The 18,090-nt window shown below is 37.8% G+C and carries 13 protein-coding genes and 1 pseudogene; 11 read left to right on the top strand and 3 right to left on the bottom strand.

Annotated elements, in window-relative coordinates; genetic code table 11:
- Positions 1–354 precede the first annotated feature (354 nt).
- From CEF16_RS14225 to CEF16_RS14215, 3 genes and pseudogenes are all read left to right on the top strand, one after another.
- Positions 355–810, top strand: a complete 456-nt coding sequence (locus tag CEF16_RS14225; protein WP_091587023.1) for a DUF2188 domain-containing protein — start codon at positions 355–357, stop codon at positions 808–810.
- A 255-nt stretch (positions 811–1,065) separates the two neighbouring features.
- Positions 1,066–2,011 (top strand): annotated as a pseudogene (locus CEF16_RS14220) (isocitrate/isopropylmalate family dehydrogenase).
- A 489-nt stretch (positions 2,012–2,500) separates the two neighbouring features.
- Positions 2,501–2,812, top strand: a complete 312-nt coding sequence (locus CEF16_RS14215) for a YrhK family protein (protein ID WP_091587022.1) — start codon at positions 2,501–2,503, stop codon at positions 2,810–2,812.
- Between the two features lie 136 nt (positions 2,813–2,948).
- Here the strand turns inward: CEF16_RS14215 and CEF16_RS14210 are convergent, their stop codons facing one another.
- The 3 genes from CEF16_RS14210 to CEF16_RS14205 form a co-directional block, all read right to left on the bottom strand.
- Positions 2,949–3,431 (bottom strand): DUF421 domain-containing protein, encoded by a 483-nt coding sequence (locus CEF16_RS14210; RefSeq protein ID WP_091587021.1) that lies wholly within the window; start codon positions 3,429–3,431, stop codon positions 2,949–2,951.
- Positions 3,432–3,499: 68 nt separating this feature from the next.
- The gene (locus CEF16_RS24900; RefSeq protein ID WP_281259177.1) at positions 3,500–3,631 is read right to left on the bottom strand and encodes a hypothetical protein; all 132 of its coding nucleotides are present in this window, start codon (positions 3,629–3,631) and stop codon (positions 3,500–3,502) included.
- A gap of 665 nt (positions 3,632–4,296) precedes the next feature.
- Positions 4,297–5,958: a PucR family transcriptional regulator gene (locus CEF16_RS14205; protein WP_170031957.1), complete on the bottom strand. Its 1,662-nt coding sequence runs from the start codon at positions 5,956–5,958 to the stop codon at positions 4,297–4,299.
- Between the two features lie 277 nt (positions 5,959–6,235).
- Here CEF16_RS14205 and CEF16_RS14200 point away from each other — a divergent pair, with 277 nt between their 5' ends.
- The 8 genes from CEF16_RS14200 to CEF16_RS23820 all read left to right on the top strand — a co-directional run bounded on the left by CEF16_RS14200 (position 6,236) and on the right by CEF16_RS23820 (position 17,675).
- Positions 6,236–6,616, top strand: a complete 381-nt coding sequence (locus tag CEF16_RS14200; protein ID WP_091587019.1) for a cupin domain-containing protein — start codon at positions 6,236–6,238, stop codon at positions 6,614–6,616.
- Positions 6,617–7,071: 455 nt separating this feature from the next.
- Positions 7,072–8,460, top strand: coding sequence for an allantoinase AllB (allB, locus tag CEF16_RS14195; RefSeq protein WP_091587018.1), 1,389 nt, complete (start codon positions 7,072–7,074; stop codon positions 8,458–8,460).
- Positions 8,461–8,951: 491 nt separating this feature from the next.
- On the top strand, positions 8,952–10,379 hold the full coding sequence (locus CEF16_RS14190; protein ID WP_091587017.1) for an NCS1 family transporter: 1,428 nt from the start codon (positions 8,952–8,954) through the stop codon (positions 10,377–10,379).
- Positions 10,380–10,696: 317 nt separating this feature from the next.
- The gene (locus CEF16_RS14185) at positions 10,697–12,049 is read left to right on the top strand and encodes an allantoinase (RefSeq protein WP_091587016.1); all 1,353 of its coding nucleotides are present in this window, start codon (positions 10,697–10,699) and stop codon (positions 12,047–12,049) included.
- 275 nt (positions 12,050–12,324) lie between these two features.
- Positions 12,325–13,554 carry an allantoate deiminase gene (gene allC / locus CEF16_RS14180; protein ID WP_091587015.1) on the top strand — a complete coding sequence of 410 codons (1,230 nt, stop codon included), beginning with the start codon at positions 12,325–12,327 and terminating at the stop codon, positions 13,552–13,554.
- 30 nt (positions 13,555–13,584) lie between these two features.
- Positions 13,585–14,349, top strand: a complete 765-nt coding sequence (allE, locus tag CEF16_RS14175) for a (S)-ureidoglycine aminohydrolase (protein WP_091587014.1) — start codon at positions 13,585–13,587, stop codon at positions 14,347–14,349.
- A 503-nt stretch (positions 14,350–14,852) separates the two neighbouring features.
- Positions 14,853–15,845, top strand: a complete 993-nt coding sequence (locus CEF16_RS14170) for a ketoacyl-ACP synthase III (protein WP_091587013.1) — start codon at positions 14,853–14,855, stop codon at positions 15,843–15,845.
- A gap of 1,212 nt (positions 15,846–17,057) precedes the next feature.
- Complete coding sequence (locus CEF16_RS23820; protein ID WP_170031398.1) at positions 17,058–17,675, top strand: hypothetical protein; 618 nt, start codon at positions 17,058–17,060, stop codon at positions 17,673–17,675.
- Positions 17,676–18,090 lie beyond the last annotated feature (415 nt).

Below are 18,090 nucleotides of genomic sequence, written 5' to 3'. Positions count from 1 at the left end.
TGACTGGGTCTTTTTTCAATTAAAGAAGTCGGAATTGAAAAACAGGTAATGAATTAGAAGTAGATTGATTATTAGGTGATACAGCTTGTATTTCGTAAAGATTAAGCGAGAATTTTAATGCTGTCTTTTCAACACTTCTACAAAGAAGACCTGTGGAATTTGCTTTTGCAAAGCAAGCTGTTTTCATGTTTTTCTCCCCTTAAAGAAAATGGTTCCATCAATAGTTTTTTGAAAATTCGTATGGAGATAGGGAAATAATGAAAAAAGGATAACGTTTTATATATGTGAAAACTGGTTATATCAAATATAGTGTAGATTTTATGAATTGGGCTAACCCTGAGGAGGTAGAATAGTATGCCATGGACCATGAATGATTATCCATCATCGTTGAAAAATCTTGATAAAGCAGTTCGTAAAAAAGCGATTGACATTGCAAATGCCATGGTGGATGAAGGCTATGATAAAGGGCGGGCTATCCCAATCGCCACCGAACAGGCTAAAGAATGGCACGATAACGCTTCAAAAGATGAAATTGAGGAATTTATGGTAGAGGAAGATCCCACCGAACGATCTGAAGAAGGTAAAAAATATGACAACAGACCGGAGCTTCTTGACCGAGCAGAAATGGTTGTTTCTCATGAAGACGGCTGGGCGGTACAGGCAAAAGGAGCCAAAAAGCCAGACAAAGTGTATGATAAAAAACCGGATGCGATAGAACGTGCAAAAGAAGTAGCAGAGAATAAAGGGACTGAAGCCGTTATTTATAAAGAGGACGGCACCATTGATAAGCGCCATTCCTACTCGGATTAAGGACACCCAGGTATACTGGTTGTCCTTTTTTGAACGGGAAGTGGAAATGGACAGGGATTCCATTATTTTCTGTCATTTTTGCTGTTTGGTGTGCAATAACAGAACCAGGATCCGCACCGTACGGAACCTGCTCCTGCTGTTCATTCCTTGCCTTCGTCCAAAACCCTGCACCCCTATATAAAGAAAGCCCTGTCATTTCTGAAAACTTGTGTATAATAGGATTGGAGACATTTCAGGAAAGGGGATTTATACATAATGAGCAGCAAACACAAAATAGCTGTTATCCCCGGCGACGGGATCGGGCCGGAAGTGGTAGAACAAGGAATGAACGTGTTAAACAAGGCAGCAGAGCTAGACGGCAGCATTCGTTTTGAATTTACTTCCTTTCCGTGGGGCTGTGAATACTACGCAAAGCATGGGAAAATGATGGATGACGATGGTATTGATCAATTGAAGGAATTTGATGCGATTTACTTGGGAGCTGTCGGCTATCCTGGTGTACCGGATCATATCTCTCTTTGGGAACTGCTTTTAAAAATTCGAAAGAGCTTTGATCAGTATGTTAATTTACGGGCCAGAAGAAGTTGTATTACAGACTGGCGTTTTTTCACGAATAGGAACCGAGCGGATTATCCGCCATGCTTATGAAGAGGCGAGTCGTTCCGGAAGAACACTGACAAGCATTAGTAAAGGAAACGCGTTAAATTATTCAATGGTGTTTTGGGACCAAGTGTTTGATGAAGTAGGAAAAGAATACCCTGATGTGAAAACGTATTCTTATTTGGTGGATGCAGCAAGTATGTTTTTTGTTCAGGACCCGGGCCGTTTTGAAGTCGTTGTCACTTCCAATTTATTCGGCGACATTATAACAGACCTCGGAGCCGGACTTGCAGGAGGCTTGGGCTTAGCAGCTGGGGCCAATATTAACCCTTCAAAAGAATATCCTTCTATGTTTGAACCGATTCACGGTTCCGCACCGGATATTGCCGGAAAACAAATCTCCAATCCGCTTGCAGCGATTTGGTCAGCGAGCCAGATGATGGATTTCTTTGGCCATGAAGATTGGGGAAAACGAATATTACAGGCGATGGAACAGGTAATGACAGAGAACGAAACGCTCACACCAGATATGGGAGGCGGCAGTTCAACCGCAGAAGTCGGTGAAGCTGTAAGTCGGGAATTAGAAAAGATAACAAAATAATTTCAGTTAAGAGCTGCTTAGCATCCTGCTGGCAGCTTTATTTGGTTAGAAGCATAAAAGTTTTAATCAGAAAAATAACAAAAAAGTATTCCTTTAAAAAAGTTTGGATAAAACCCGGTTTAATTATGTGTGTAAAAGGATAAAAGTTCCAATGGAGGGTGAGTAATCTTAACAAATAATTTATGGAGATGAGTGAGGGGGCAGTCGGTACTTTAAAGGGGAAGTTAAAGCTAATACTGGTTTCATTAAAAAATGAGGGGGTTTTTTCTCCTATACTAGATGAAAAAGCAACCCATTTTTTATACTTTAGGAATGTTTAACTGTGTTAAAGAATTAAAGTATAAGTAAAACTACGTCATCCGCCATAGGACCGGCTGCAAGCCGGTTTTTCTTAAATAAAAGTTGACTCCCGTATCTAAGCAGAAATGGCAAGTATGTTTACATCCAAGCTGAAAATTACCATATTTTGTGAAAAGGAGTGATGAACAAATGCCGGCCATAAAAGATGAGAAACACTATGTGAATATAAAAGCAGGTAGATTCCGAGTCTTTTTTCGAAAAAGATATCGCTTGATCACGACATTGAATGATATCCTCATCGGTTTTTTATTTGTCCTAGGAAGCTGCTTGAATTTTTTTCAAGCCACAGCCAATTTTGGAAATGTTGCTTATTTACTTGCCAGCTTTACTCTCACCGTACGCCCTATCTTAAAACTAATCCATAACTCTACCCTGCGCAACGAAATGAAAGACAAAGACAGTTATAATATAAATAAAACGTACAAAAATTACTCCCGCTAATGAGGCAGCAGTGATAAAAAAATGTATGGCCCCATAAAAGTTTGTTGGAAGGTATCAGGGGTTACTAGAATTTAGATGGGACTGCCCTTAATAATAGAACAGCCCCCTCCGTAAATTTTTAACATTATTTAAATTTTTATTTCTCTTTGGATGTTTCCTGATAGGATTGTATAAAAAAACCGTCTGTTTTACTCCACTCTGCAAAGTAAATATCCTCTAAATGATAGTTGAGCTTTTGTAACTCATCTAACAGCCATTCCTTGGATTTGCCCATTAATTTTAAATTCCGATCATTTATGTCCTTTTCTTCCACTACTAAATAGGTAGGTACATTTTTCTCATAATCTTCCAGCACGTCCCCTTTAGAGACTGGTTCTTCTCTAGCTTTCTCCATCACGCTGACCATTCCGCTCGTTTCTAAGACGGCATGTTCGACCTGCCTCAGAGAAAAAATGCCTTGCATTCTCAGGAGAGTGCGAAGCTGTTCCATTTCCAGTTTGGCTTTTTTTAATGCTTTTGTATTTACTTTTCCGTCTTCAATCAGGATAGAACTGCTTCCTTTCATTAGTGTTCGCAGGTTATCGAATTTTTGAGTAATCGTTTCGACTATCCAAATCATCAATCCCCACAAAGACAGCGCAAACAGAACATGATAAAACTGTACTTGTGAATCATAAATGGCATCCTCTACCCTAGAATTAAAGCATAAACGAAGTCGAGCGGTGTTACCTGAGAGAGCTCTTTTTTGCCGAGCAGCCGGGTAATGACTACTACACCAACCAGCCCAACTAAAAGGTTTAAAAAGATGGAGAGAAACATCTTACAACCACCTTTGTTATATCTTTTCTGTTGCTAAATGGCTAACTTTCAGCAGCACAAAAAGGATGTCTCAACATACCAGATAACTCTTTTCCCTTATATTTAAACTTATTATTTTTAATTGGTACACTTTTACAATGAATATTAAGAACATGACCGACAATTGAATGAATACAATTGGCTGGTAGAGTCAAAGAGTCCTTATTTAAAACATATTTAAAGTCAACCAAATTATATTAGAAAAACTCGGCTTACCGTCGAGTCCTTATGGCAATATACTTTGATCTTTTAGCGAAGTTAAACTTTTCTAAAGTATAAAAGAAAAACCCTGCAATAGCAGGGTTTAGAAGAATTAAAGAAATATTACCGTCTTGTTTGTCGTAATAAATACATTCAATCAAAGGGTCGGAAGGGTCAAATCGTTAACGGGCTTCTTCTAGTAGTTCAATTTGACGTCAAGTAATTCGTTTGAAACGTGAGCAAGTTCTTTTTCCGCAATTCTTTATGTGAAGCTTCGAGTTTTTCCGCCTGTTCATTTCTTCTTTATTAATCATTCCTTCAATAAATTACTATGTGCTTGTATTAATGTCCATTCCGAATAGTGATCAGAATCTTTTATTGCCGGGAACTACAAGCTGTTATTTCAGAAAACATTTAAAAAAAGACTAGCTTCCCAGGGGATGGAACATCGACCTCATTAATAGTGCCATTCTTAAATGGAGAGAATCATTTGGTGTGTTTATAGAATAATTTAGAATTTCCTCACATTTTGCAATTCGATATTTAACGGTGTTACGATGTACAAATAATTTTTTTGACGTGATTGCTATCTCGCAGTTATTATCTAAAAACACAACCATCGTTTTGACTAGGGCTTCTTCATCCTTTGTTTTGGGATATGCCAAGGACCGTAATGTATTTTCATAAAATTTTTGTAACTCTTCTTTTGGGATTAGGCGAATCAATTCTTGAATTTGTTTTGTTTCATAAAAACTAATAAATTCTTTTTGAAAAAGTTCGGCCCCATTTTCCCATGCTTCCACTGCCTCTGAATAGGTGGTAGGGATAGAGGTGACGTCATTTACAAAGTTCCCAATCCCAAAAGAAAGCGAAATTTTTAATTTATCGAAAGCTTCTTTCTGGAATTCTTCTAAACTTGTTCGAATCGAATCCTTCAAAGTATCATCAAATGGCGATGTAAATTGGAGCAAGATTACAAAATAGGTATCTTTTATAAAAAAAATATTTTGAATCCCTAACTTGGTTATTGCGATTTCTAAATAATCATATAAAAAGTCATAAGTTTGGTTAAGTACTTCATCACTTTGTTGAAAGTAGTTCTCGCTATTGTTATCGACTTTACACAAAATCGATAAATATTTGGCATTCTCTAAAAGATTATATTGTTTTCCACGGTGAATAATTTCCTGCTTTAAAGGAATTTTTCCATCAACAAGCGACCCAAAGAAATTATTTTTTAATACGCGATTGTTTTGTTTAATCGCCTCATTTTTAATTAAGGTAAAAGAAATGACCGTCGATGCTTGCTCAATTGCTAGCTTGGAAGACGGATAATGAAGCTGTTCCGGATTAAATATAATTAATAAATATGGAAATAGATGCGTGGTTTTAACAGGAAACACATTCAATGTGATGTCAGTCTCGCTGCCATCTGGGTGATTAATGGTAATGGCACTGTTGTTTTGATAGGTTTCCAAACTATTTTTAAATAAGGACTCTACGTGTGCTTGCATTAGTTTCATGTTTTCCTTTTGGAAATGAACCGAGGAAGCAGTAACCTCGCCCAATGGACTTAACAGAAGAACCGGACATTTTAAATAGAGACCAAGGTTTTTGATTAGCGATTGCAATGTATATCCTTTCATCATCATATCAGTAAATTTTTTATGAACATGAATGGCATAAAATAGTTCTTCGGTTTTGTTGTCCCATAAAAATCCTAATAATTGGTGTCCCACCGTCCCTAAAGTAAGAGAAACCGGGATTTGAATAATTGGAAATTGCAGCTTATCTGCAAGGTCTATAACCTCTTGAGGTAATGTATCAATAAATCTTCCTAATTTAATCCCCATCCCGGCACAGGGGAGCTCATTTATATCCGAAATGAGTTGGCATAATTCTCTAGGGTTATCTTTATAAGCGTATCCTGTAGTTAACAAAAATGAATTTTTTGCTAAATAATGAAGGACATCAGGTGTCTCAGAAATTTCCATGGATTCTACATTTCTAATTAAACCTGAATGACCTGCAAGGATTTTCGCATCTTGAAAGACATCTAGAATAAACAAATCCTCCACTTTTTTCATATACATATCTCCCCCACTAATTAATGAATCTATAAAATTTTCATTTTTTTATTATACAGTAAAATAGAGTTTTCATGTTTATTTTAAACAAAATTCATATTTCTCTTTATGAATTATGTCTAATGATTTTTCGGGATATTTCTATTATATTTTACATAAACGATAGTTTATCATTGCAATATACTGTCTAATCAATTTCCGGTTCGTCATTAATGGGGAATAGGAGCCATAAAAATTAAATTATATCAATGAAAATGTGTGAAGGGAGCAATCTAAAATGGTAAATGAAACAAAAGAAAAAATCCTAAAAAAAAGATTTTTCAAGCTTGATGAGGTTGCACAGTTTGACCCAAACCAAGGTAAAAAGACCATTTTTTATGAAACTGACAAAACGGCTGGTGCTGTATGGTGCTTAGAACCAGGTCAAGAAGTCTATAAACATTGGCATACAACTTCTGACGACCTTTGGATTTGTATTCAAGGAACAGGAATTTTCTATCCTGGAGATGGCGAAGAAGTAGAAATTACGAAAGGTGATATGATTATTTCTTACCCTGGTCAACAACATGGTATGAGAAATACTGGGAACGAGCGCTTCATTTTTGTTGGGGTCGCAGGACCTCTTCCAATGGATGTAGTTCTACCTAAAGAAGAGTAGTTTTGCTTCTTAATAAATTTTGGCAATCTGATTCACACCATGTGAAGTCAGATTGCTTTTTTTATACTTTAGGAATGTTTAACTTAGTTAAAGGACCATAGTATACAAAACTACGACTTCCGCCATAAGGACTCGGCGGCAAGCCGAGTTTTTCTAAGGTGTCATTAACGGTGAAAATAGTATCTACCATCAAATAGTTTATGCTGAACAAAAGAATATTGTGAATATTGTCTATTTTTGCTAATGACTTTTGATTTTATAATAGTTTATAATATTGTTATAGTACAGAGGTTAAAACCCTAAGCAGGAAGATAACAACCTTTAGCGGTTAGTTATCCTTTATTTACTAAAGGTTGGCCTTTATTCATTTTTTCAAGAATGCCATTTTTTACTGAAGTTATGAAATAAACGGAATCGTAAACCTAAACTGAAAATAATATCCACAGGAGGAAAAAATGAAATACGATCTAATAATTAAAAACGGTAATGTTGTTTTCGATGATGAAGTGAGAAAAATCGATGTAGCCGTTAAAGATGGAAAAATTTCAGCCATTGCAAAAAACCTTGACGTAGAAACTCATCAGGTTATAAATGCGCAAGGGCAGTATGTGATGCCAGGTATGATTGACACTCACGTTCACATTTGTGAGCCGGGGAGAACAGAATGGGAAGGTTTTATCACTGGCACAAAAGCGTTGGCAGCTGGGGGAACGACAAGCTATGTAGACATGCCTTTGAATGCGCTTCCAGCTACAGTGGATAAAAAATCATTAGATTTAAAAAAGGCAGCCGCTAAGGAGAAGAACTATATCGATTATGCGTTATACGGTGGTCTGGTTCCTGGTAATCTCGGCAAATTAGAAGAGCTTTCAAATGAAGGCGTTGTAGCCTATAAATGCTTCATGTCTACTTGTGGGTCGGATATCCCTGAGGATTTCGTAAACGTTGATGATTATACGTTATATATGGGGATGAAGAAATTGGAACAGCTCGGTCATATTTTATCCATCCATGCTGAAAATGCAGAGATTACAGATCGAATGGGACAGGAATTCGAGAAACAAGGAAAAATAACCCCATCAGATTATGTGGCTTCACGGCCGGCATTTACGGAAGTGCTTTCAGTAAAAAGAGCATTGTTTTTAGCAAAAGAAACCGGTTGTAAACTACATTTTGTTCATATCAGTACGGCTGAAGCGGTAGAGGAAATCACGAAAGCAAGAAACGAAGGTCAAGATGTCACCCTTGAAACTTGTCCGCATTTTTTGACCATGACCACATCTCAATTTGAGGAAATTGGTTCAGTTGCCAAGTGTGCGCCTCCATTGCGGGATGAAGCAGAACAAAACAAGCTTTGGGAACGGCTGACGGAAGGTAAAATTGATATGCTTACTTCCGACCATTCCCCGTGTCCACCTGAAATGAAATATAGTGAAACAAATAATATTTTTGAAGTATGGGGCGGTATTACAGGCTGCCAAAACAATGTTGATCTTATGTTTGACGAAGCTGTTATGAAGCGAAATATTCCAGTAACTGATTTTGTCCGGATGATTGCCAAAAAACCTGCACAACGATTTAATTTCGGAAATAAAGGGGAAATTGCTGTATCCAAAGATGCCGATATCATCCTTGTGAATCCTAACCAATCTTATGTTGTTCAAAAAGATGATCTTTATTACCGCCATCAACACAGCCCTTATATTGGAAGAAAAATTAATTGTCGGGTAACCAAAACTTTTGTCCGCGGAAACCTTATGTTTGACGTTAATGAAGGGATTGTTGGAGAACCTGTTGGGCAACTGATTACCTCCAATAAAAAAATTAAAACTACATCAGCCTAAATTCCACAATTGCTAACAGGAAAAGAGCATAAAAAACAATAGCTTAAAACAACAAATGTGATAAACCTACAAATCACTACAAGAGGTTGTTCTTAAAAAGTTCCGAAAAAATCGCTGTCGAATTTACTTGTACACGATGTACTGATACGGGGTTCGCCACGGACGCGCCGGGACTTAGCTACCTTCGTTAGGTTGCTTCTCCGTTGCTCAGTTAAAAACATGCCTCTGCTTTTGAGAGGATCTTATGCTAAGGTCGAGATCGTTCTGTTCGCAACGCAGAAGTCACCACTTCCTGTGGAAGTCCGCCTCGAAGTATCGGCGTAACGACAGGACGTCACGTTTTTAGTCGATGACGAAGCTTTTTGTCCTCCTTTTTGAACACACACCAGAAAAGAAATGTTTTCTAAGCAGAGGCTCTTCCTTTTAGCATTAATAATTCGTTAATCAATCTAAAGAGGTACAGAAAACAATGAACAGGAGATGAGTGAACGATGTCGACAAATTTGGAGCATTTGGAGCAGGCTACGGTAGAGACTCCGGTCCAGCCTGACACGACTGTGGATGAATCACTACAGCCGGCAACCGAAGAAGAAAGAAAAGTAGGAAAGTTAGACTATATATTTATGTGGATTGGTGACGGGGTAAACTTAGGGAATATGACGCTTGGAGCAAGCTTGGTTGTAGCGGGAGCTGCAACACTAAACCTCTTTCAAACACTTGCGGCTGCTATCATTGCCATTTGTATCATTTCCACTGTTTTTGCTTTAAATGACAGAGTCGGTTACAGAACAGGAATACCATATGTTGTACAGCTGAGAATGTCTTTTGGGGAGAAAGGTGCTATCATTTCATCCCTTCTACGCGGGATTCCTGCCATCGTTTGGTACGGTTTTCAAAGTTGGATTGGTGGTACTGCCTTAAATGAAATTGCAAAAATTGCCACGGGTGGTAGCTTTGATAACATTTTCATTTGCTTTCTCGCTCTTCAGCTCTTACAAACTTGGCTATCGTTGTACGGCTTCCATGCGATAAAATGGGTAGAAACACTTGTAGCCGTTGTTATTGGTTTAGCGCTGATTTATGCTCTAGGTATTCTTCTAACATCTCATAGTCAGACTATTACAGAAAACTGGGTTCAGGCAAAAGGTACATGGGGGTTACCGTTCTTTTCTTTTATCATGATGTTTATGGGAAATTATGCAGCAATCTTTTTAAGCGCGGGGGACTATTCAAGAGAGTTGAAATCCGGTATCAGTGATTCAAAAAGAGGGTTCTTATACTTCTTTCCTATCTTAATAGCATATGGCTTGACTTTAACAGTCGGAGCAATGCTAGCATCTGTAACAGGAAATTCTAACCCGGTGAAAGCGTTTGCCATCGTTGTAGATAACCCCTATATTACCGTTTTTGTATCCGCTTTCATTGTTTTAGGTGTGATTGGTGTAAACATGGTTGCCAATATTATTGCTCCAACCTATGTAATTACGTTGCTTACGAAATTGAAATATAAGCCTGCTGTTGTTATGACTGGGCTGCTTGCTCTAGGTTCGTTTCCTTGGGTGCTAGTCAAGGATTCTTCAGCAGAGGGTCTAGGCGTTTTCATTCTAATCTACTCCGCATTTTTAGGCCCGATTGTTGGTATTTTATTAGTTGAATACTATATATTAAGAAGGCAAAAAATTAATGTTCCAGATTTATATAAGAAAGACGGTCCATTTTCCGGGTTTAATCCAGCCGCAGTGCTTGCAATGCTAATCGGTGCTGGAGGAGCCTTTATAGCTGTGGAGCTAGCATGGATTATCGGGCTGATTGTTGGAAGTATTTCCTATATTCTTCTAATGAAGTTAGCATTCAAAGATTCGAATTTTAAAAAGGGTACCATATTTGACAGCAACGATAAATCTGTTGATGAAAGCTAATCAATAAATTAGAAAAAAGAGAGGCTGTCTCAAAAGGTTAGTTTAGGGTATTAAAACCATCTAGCAACTGGAATATGCGAGACTCCTGAGGGGAAACAGGGCAGTAGTGTGAAGCCTCCGCAGTGAAGGGTTTGCTCACGAGGAGGCTGAACCGTTGCCCACTGCAAAGAAGACACTACGAGAACGATAAAAGAGAGTTGGAGTAGATGTCGCACTTGTGCCCTGAGGGTGAAAGCGAGTATATTCCAGTTGCGTTTGCTGAGAACTGACTTATGGGGCAGCCCCCTATGTTTTTATTCATTTAGGAGGTGAGATCGATGTCAAAATACGATTTAATTATTAGAAACGGTAATATTGTAACAGCAGAGACAATAATTCAAGGAGATATTGCTATTAAAGATGGGAAAATTGCCGAAACATCTGCTGGTCAATCTCTTAAAGCTATAGCTAAAAGTGAAATCAATGCCGATGGCCTTCATATATTCCCTGGCTTAATAGACACGCATGTTCATTTTAATGAACCAGGAAGAACGGAATGGGAAGGCCTTGAAACAGGAAGCAGGAGCTTGGCCGGGGGCGGAGTCACTACCTTTATTGATATGCCATTAAATAGTACTCCACCTGCCATTAATAAAAAGAATTTAGCATTGAAAAAGGCCGCAGCAGAAAAAAATTCCTTGGTGCATGCTAGGTTCTGGGGTGGACTTGTTCCAGAAAATATTAATGATTTAAAGGATCTTTTCGAAGATGGCGTCCTTGGTTTTAAGGCTTTCATGTCCCCAAGCGGAATCACAGATTTTAATCATGTAGATGATGTTACCATTTTTAAAGGAATGAACGAGATTGCAAGATTAGGATCTTTATTAGCAGTTCACGCTGAAAGTACTGTTATTTGTGATCAGCTTGCTCAGGAAAAAATAGCAGAAGGCAAAACATCTGCAAGGGATTTTGTAGAATCTCGCCCAATTATATCTGAAATAGAAGCGGTTAGAAGAATTATTTCTTATGCAGAAGCAACCGGCTGTAAACTACATATTGTACATGCCAGCAGTAGAAAAGTGGTTGAAGTTATAAACGAAGCTAAACTAAGAGGGGTAGACGTCACTGTTGAAACCTGTCCTCATTATTTGTCTTTAACTATTAAAGACTTAGAACAGAAAGGAGGGGTGGCAAAATGCTGTCCTCCACTACGTGAAGAAAATGAAGTGGAAGGTCTATGGAATGCAGTGGCGAACGGTGAAATTGATGTGATTGCATCAGACCACTCACCAGCACCACCTCATATGAAGGAAATACAGGACGGAGATTATTTTAAAGCATGGGGTGGTATTTCCGGTGCGCAGTCTACCTTGAATGTCATGTTAACAGAAGGGTATGTTAAACGTGCTCTCCCATTAGAAAAAATTGTTCAATTAACAGCGACAAATCCAGCTAAGCTTTTTGGTCTCTTTCCAAATAAAGGAACCATTTCAGTAGGCAGTGATGCAGACCTTGCTATTGTTAACCTTAATGAAAGCTTTGAATTAAAAAGAGAGGACCTATTTTATCGTCACCAGCATTCTCCATATGTGGGTAAAACATTTAATGGAAAGATCATTACAACGCTTATCAATGGGGAACTGGTCTTTAAGAATGGGGATTTTAAAAAGAGAGCTCAAGAAACAGTATAAGTAAAAAGGAAAGATATGAACATATGTCCTTTAAGACTAAAGTGGAGGGCTGTGGAGTTTGTCTCAACTGCCTTTTATTAACTTGCTTTTTTAATAATATAGTAAAAAATTGAAAAGTGTATATTGTCAATTTTTCATAAAAACAGATATAAATTTTATTTATTACTGATAATGACCCCGGTGCTAAAATAGCGTAAACTTTTAGTAACGAAATAAAATATGTAAGGCGGTTTCATTATATAATTCTTCTAAGTTTTATGAAGGGGAAGGTAGAAATGGAAGGGTTGAAAGAAGAGATAGTTAGAAAGTTACATGATCTTGGGAAGTTTGGAAACGACCCCGATGGCGGAGTCTCACGCTTACTTTATTCAAAGTCGTGGGTGGAAGCCCAAAACGCCGTTAAAGCATGGTTAGAAAAAGAAGGGTTTGAAGCTCGCTTTGATGAAGTAGGAAATTTATTTGGAACCTTAATTGGTACAAAATCGGATGAAACTATTTTAACGGGTTCCCATATAGATACCGTAAAAAACGGAGGATTATATGATGGACAATATGGAATTGTGGCGGGGATTATCGCCATCAACTATTTAAAAGAAAAGTATGGCCAGCCATTACGTAATCTTGAAGTAGTATCCATGGCCGAAGAAGAGGGCAGTCGATTTCCATATACTTTTTGGGGATCTAAAAACATTGTGGGCATAGCAAAGCAAAAAGATGTGGAGACCATTGCTGATTTTAACGGGATTTCGTTTGAAGAGGCCATGAAAGAGACAGGCTTCCACTTTAAAGATGAATCAAAAGGTATGCGTAAAGATGTAAAATCCTTTGTTGAAATCCATGTTGAACAAGGTAGTATCTTGGAAGCAGAAAAGAAATCTGTTGGTATCGTACAAAGTATTGTTGGACAAAGACGCTTTAGTGTACAACTAACAGGCGACTCAAATCACGCTGGAACAACACCAATGGGTCATAGAAGGGATACTGTTTACGCCGCTAGTCAAATGATTTCTGAGATTATTACAATGGCAAAGGAGGTTGGGGATCCACTAGTGACCACGGTTGGCAATATTGAAGTGAAACCGAACATGGTTAATGTGGTGCCAGGGAAAACAAACTTTACCATTGATGTCCGGCATATTGATAAAAACGAAATTGTCCAGTATACAAATAAAGTGAAGAATACCATTGCCACGCGTGCAAAAGAGCATGATGTAGAAGCTGAAATCGATATGTGGCTGGATATAGACCCTGTACCAATGGACGCGAAAATAGTAAAAGTCATTGAAACTGTATGTAATGTAAATGATTTGAATTATAAAATGATGCACAGTGGTGCCGGACACGATGCACAGATTTTTGCACCAGTTGTTCCGACGGCGATGCTGTTTGTACCAAGCCATAAAGGAATCAGCCATAATCCGGCAGAACATACAGAACCAGAAGATTTAGCAGAAGGTGTAAAAGCACTGATTGGTACCCTTTATGAACTAGCTTATAAAGAATAAATAATGAAATGACACAAGGAGATGTTTATCATGGGTTATCCTAAAGATTTACTTTCAAGCAGGTCTATCATAAAACATGGCCTATATGCACTTATTGCGCCCGAGGGTTTAGTGAACAATGTTATCCCTGGATTTGAAAATTGTACCATTTCCGTTTTAGGTTCTCCTAAGCTAGGGGCAAGCTTTGTTGATTATATGGTGACGATGCATAAGGACGGAAAAAATAGCGATGGTTTTTGCGGTCAAAAAGATGTCGAAAGCTTTGTTTATGTCTTAGGAGGTAAAGTGAAAGTATCAGTTGAGGAGCAAAACTTCATCCTAGAAGAAAGTGGCTATTTGTATTGCCCGCCGGGGACAAAGATGTATTTAGAAAACCTTATTGAAGAAGACTCAAGGCTATTCCTCTACAAGCAAAAATACAAACCTCTCGAGGGACGAAAGCCATGGGTTGTTTCAGGTCATGCCAATCACATCGAATTTAGAGATTATGATGATATGCATAATGTGCATATTAAGGATCTTTTACCAACAGATTTAGATTTTGACATGAACTTCCATATTCTATCATTTGATCCTGCAGCAAGTCACCCATTTATTGAAACACATGTACAGGAGCATGGTGCTTACTTATTATCAGGAGAAGGAATGTATAATCTTAATAATGAATGGATTCCGGTGAAAAAAGGTGATTATATTTTCATGGGCCCCTACGTTCACCAGGCTGCTTATTCAGTAGGAAGAGAGCCGCTAACATATGTCTATTCTAAGGATTGCAATCGCGATCCGGAACTTTAAATGCAAATAAATTTGGATTTTACCTAGGAATCAGAGCTTGTGAGCCCTGATTCTTTTTTCTTTTCAATCTTCTGTAAAATAGCTGAAATAAAGAAAGCTATTCTAGCAGGGCATTATTTTTGTTTGGAATATTGGAAAGAATCTGGGTTATTAAAACCACCTGTGGCACGTACTTCAAAATTATTTCAGTGCATGGATCTGAATTAAAACGTCATATAGGTATTTTACATAAACATGATCTTGAACGAGTACTTCATATGTGCAGAAATTTATTTTAAAAGTGTTATTTTCATTAAAGGGGCGCTTTTCTTAAGTAAGAATGGCGCTCTTTCTTGTGTATATAGCCATTTTATTGAAAATAAGCAACACTTCCTTAATCTTAATTGCAATTAGCCCTTTTAAAATGAATTTATTAATATACTGTTTTTTTAACATACAATTAGTATCAGATAATAATATCAAGTGTTAAAATATGAATAACATGTGTTGAGGGAGTGAATTAGATGACTCAATCAAAAGCTCGTATTACTGCGATTGGCTCTTATATTCCAGAACGTGTTTTATCTAATGCAGACTTAGAAAATATTGTTGATACAAATAATGAGTGGATCGTTCAAAGAACAGGGATGAAGGAAAGACGTATCACTAGTGAAAATGAATTTACATCGGATTTATGTATTAAAGCCGTGAAAAATTTAATGCAAAATTACGATAAAACCGTTGATGATGTAGACTTAATTATCGTTTCCACAACTACAGCAGATTTTGTATTTCCAAGCGTAGCTTGTCAATTACAAGAAACATTCAAGATGAAGAGTACCGGTGCTTTTGATTTGAATGCTACATGTGCCGGATTTACATATGGTTTGCATGTAGCCAATGGACTAATCTCTTCCGGTCTCCACAAAAAAATATTGGTGATTGGGGGAGAAACCTTATCGAAAGCTACAGATTATACTGATCGGTCAACTTGTGTTCTGTTCGGTGATGGGGCTGGTGCAGTTTTAGTCGAATACGATGAGGAAAATCCAAGTTTTATTTCTTCCGTTCTGGGAACGAATGGCGAAGGTGGAATTCATCTTTATCGTTCTGGCTTGTCAAAAGAAATGAATGGTATGAAGTTGCTTGGCGATGGAAATATGGTTCAAAATGGACGTGAAGTATACAAGTGGGCAGTACGATCGGTTCCAATAGGTTTACAAACTTTGTTAGAGAAAGCCCATTTAAGAACGGAAGACATTGACTGGTTTGTACCTCATAGTGCAAATTTAAGAATGATTGAATCCATTTGTGAAAAATCACATATTAGTATGGACAATACATTATATAGTGTTAAAAAAATGGGAAACACCTCATCGGCATCGATACCATTAGCACTCGACCTTGGGATAAAAGAACAAAAATTACATTATGGAGATACGGTTGTCTTATATGGTTTTGGCGGAGGGCTTACATATACCGGAATAATTATTAAATGGGGAGTTCCGGACCGATAAGGTCAAAATAAGAGGATATCCAATCAGTGAAACGTTATACCATGTTGATTGCCGTTATTCCAGAATAGGGATTTAATCAGTAACAATATGTTAATAAACTGTGGTTTATCATACTTATTATATATACGTGTTAAATGGAGCCATACAACTATGAAAGATGACAAGACTCATATTTTAGAGTGCATAACAAGTGGATAACGGCATCGTTTGGAATGTGGTTGAAAAAGAGATTCCGCCATTAAAAGACAAAATCACTGACTTACTAAATCAATTATAGGAAATCAAAACGTTTTGTTTTGTCTAAGCCAAGCTTTTTGTTTAAGAAGCTTAGTGTTGATACAAGGTATGTTCCAGAAACGAGGCGCTATCCTTGAATAAGGGTAGTGCTTTTTCCTTTTTAAAGGCGATATTCGGGCTTATTGTACGAATTATGAAGACTTGAGATAATTGTTAAAGTGGGAATCACCGTTCGTTATATCTTTTTATTTATCAAGATTTTGGATTTTATATGTCTGATTTTTTTCATTCATTTTATTCTTTGTTATTGTTTATATTTTCTTTAAAATCAAGGGAAAACTGAAAATGCTTACAATCAGTCAATGATTGGCATTGCTTATTGTTTACGATTTCAGTAGGGATTACGCTGTCTTTGATATTCTATGGTGGCAATTGGATAGCGGGTTAAAATTACCTTGCATGGATAAGTGGGATTGTTTTCTCTTTTATCGTTGTAATTGTAATGGGGTCTTCGGTTCTACTATAAGTTTTATTCCAAACCATAGTTTGGCTAACTTTGAGATGATGTGTTAGATATTTTTATTTTTGTTGTGTGGTCAAATTTTAGCTGTTCTCGTTATTCAAGAAAAAAGGATAAAAGAAAGGATCGTTGATATACAAAAATGAACCCAAAGGCAATGGCTGCGGTTACCAGTAATTAAAATGAATTTTTCATTGGGTGATCGTCCTTTCGCTTTGCTCCAGTGCGGTACCGTTGACAGAAATGTTTATTTCTAGGTGGCGACAGATAGAAGAGGGAGGCTCATGAATTGTATATCGTTTGTACATAGGTGGAGTAAAAAGACATAAGACCTTCCTTTCTTCAGCCGTTTTCATTTAAAGAAATAAATGGAAAAAACAAACCATATAATCATGAGCTTGCCTAGTCCTCCTGATAAAATAACATTGGGAAAATGAAACAAGGGGGAGACGCAGGTGAGAAAAAACCTTTGGAGATGTATTGTAGCATTGACTTTTACCTTGCTGTTAATGAATCCTTTTTATGGACAAGTTTCTGCTAAAAGTGAGGAGGCAAAAGCAAATGTAGGACCAGGCTATGATTTGGAAGAGTTACAAAAGGATGAAGATTTCTCATTGTATATTGATGACGCGTTGTATGAGGAAGTCGAATCCGTAGCCAATGAAGTGGGAGAATATATCGAAACGAATAAAAAAGGACATTTAACGATGGATGCCAAAGCAGTAAAATCAAAATTTGGCAAAGACGTTTATAAAGTATTTAAATTGGGTATTGCTCAAATTAATAATGATATAAAGAAAGATATTGTTTCATATGATGAAGAGAAAAGCGTTATCGTCCCTGGTGAAAACTACGAACCACCTCAACAAGATGCAGGTGATGTTCAAGTAAAGTCTTGTAGTTGGTCTGGATTAGGTAAAGCTGTTGTATCTGCTGGTGTTGGTGGTGCAGTCGGAGGTGCAATCACTGGATCATTCGCAGGTGGTGTAGGAGCTGGTCCCGGAGCAGCAGCCGGTGGTGCAGGAGGGGCTGCGTCAGGGGCTGCAGGATATGCAGCAACATGTTGGTGGTGATATAAATGAAAATAGAATTTCCCTCTAAGCAATCAAACCTAAAGTTTATCATTATCATAAGCTCCATCATTGGTGCTATTATTGGAGCAAGTATAGGTTCAGGCTTTTTTTAAAGCCTGAACCTATTTTTGTGTGCCTGGCATGCGTACACGTTTTAAGGTTCAAGTCCTGAACGGCGAAGGTCGTAGTAGCCGTTAGCGGAAGGCAAGGGTGTCCATTGCGAAATGGAATCTGAAGGAAGCTGGAGGCAAATCTCCGACCCGAGGAACACGATTCTCATACAAGGCCGTCTTTCTTGGACGAGGCTGCAAAACAAGCCGAAATCCTTACGACCAAAGGGAAGGGCTGGTAAATGAGGCGGGTACATGGAGAGGAAGTTGTGCGCTTACCCGGGGAGGTCTGATCGAAATGCCGT

Origin of the sequence: Alteribacillus bidgolensis (genome assembly GCF_002886255.1) — a bacterium.
GTDB classification, from domain to species: Bacteria; Bacillota; Bacilli; order Bacillales; family Marinococcaceae; genus Alteribacillus; species Alteribacillus bidgolensis.
This window is presented reverse-complemented; position numbering and strand designations above follow the sequence as displayed.

What these genes read in the sequence shown, in the direction of transcription:
- allE (WP_091587014.1), top strand. Translation starts at nt 13,585, where the DNA reads ATGGGTTATCCTAAAGATTTACTTTCAAGCAGGTCTATCATAAAACAT.
- allC (WP_091587015.1), top strand. Translation starts at nt 12,325, where the DNA reads ATGGAAGGGTTGAAAGAAGAGATAGTTAGAAAGTTACATGATCTTGGG.
- CEF16_RS14215 (WP_091587022.1), top strand. Translation starts at nt 2,501, where the DNA reads ATGCCGGCCATAAAAGATGAGAAACACTATGTGAATATAAAAGCAGGT.
- CEF16_RS14190 (WP_091587017.1), top strand. Translation starts at nt 8,952, where the DNA reads ATGTCGACAAATTTGGAGCATTTGGAGCAGGCTACGGTAGAGACTCCG.
- CEF16_RS14225 (WP_091587023.1), top strand. Translation starts at nt 355, where the DNA reads ATGCCATGGACCATGAATGATTATCCATCATCGTTGAAAAATCTTGAT.
- CEF16_RS14205 (WP_170031957.1), bottom strand. Translation starts at nt 5,958, where the DNA reads ATGAAAAAAGTGGAGGATTTGTTTATTCTAGATGTCTTTCAAGATGCG.
- allB (WP_091587018.1), top strand. Translation starts at nt 7,072, where the DNA reads ATGAAATACGATCTAATAATTAAAAACGGTAATGTTGTTTTCGATGAT.
- CEF16_RS24900 (WP_281259177.1), bottom strand. Translation starts at nt 3,631, where the DNA reads ATGTTTCTCTCCATCTTTTTAAACCTTTTAGTTGGGCTGGTTGGTGTA.
- CEF16_RS14210 (WP_091587021.1), bottom strand. Translation starts at nt 3,431, where the DNA reads ATGATTTGGATAGTCGAAACGATTACTCAAAAATTCGATAACCTGCGA.
- CEF16_RS14185 (WP_091587016.1), top strand. Translation starts at nt 10,697, where the DNA reads ATGTCAAAATACGATTTAATTATTAGAAACGGTAATATTGTAACAGCA.
- CEF16_RS14200 (WP_091587019.1), top strand. Translation starts at nt 6,236, where the DNA reads ATGGTAAATGAAACAAAAGAAAAAATCCTAAAAAAAAGATTTTTCAAG.
- CEF16_RS14170 (WP_091587013.1), top strand. Translation starts at nt 14,853, where the DNA reads ATGACTCAATCAAAAGCTCGTATTACTGCGATTGGCTCTTATATTCCA.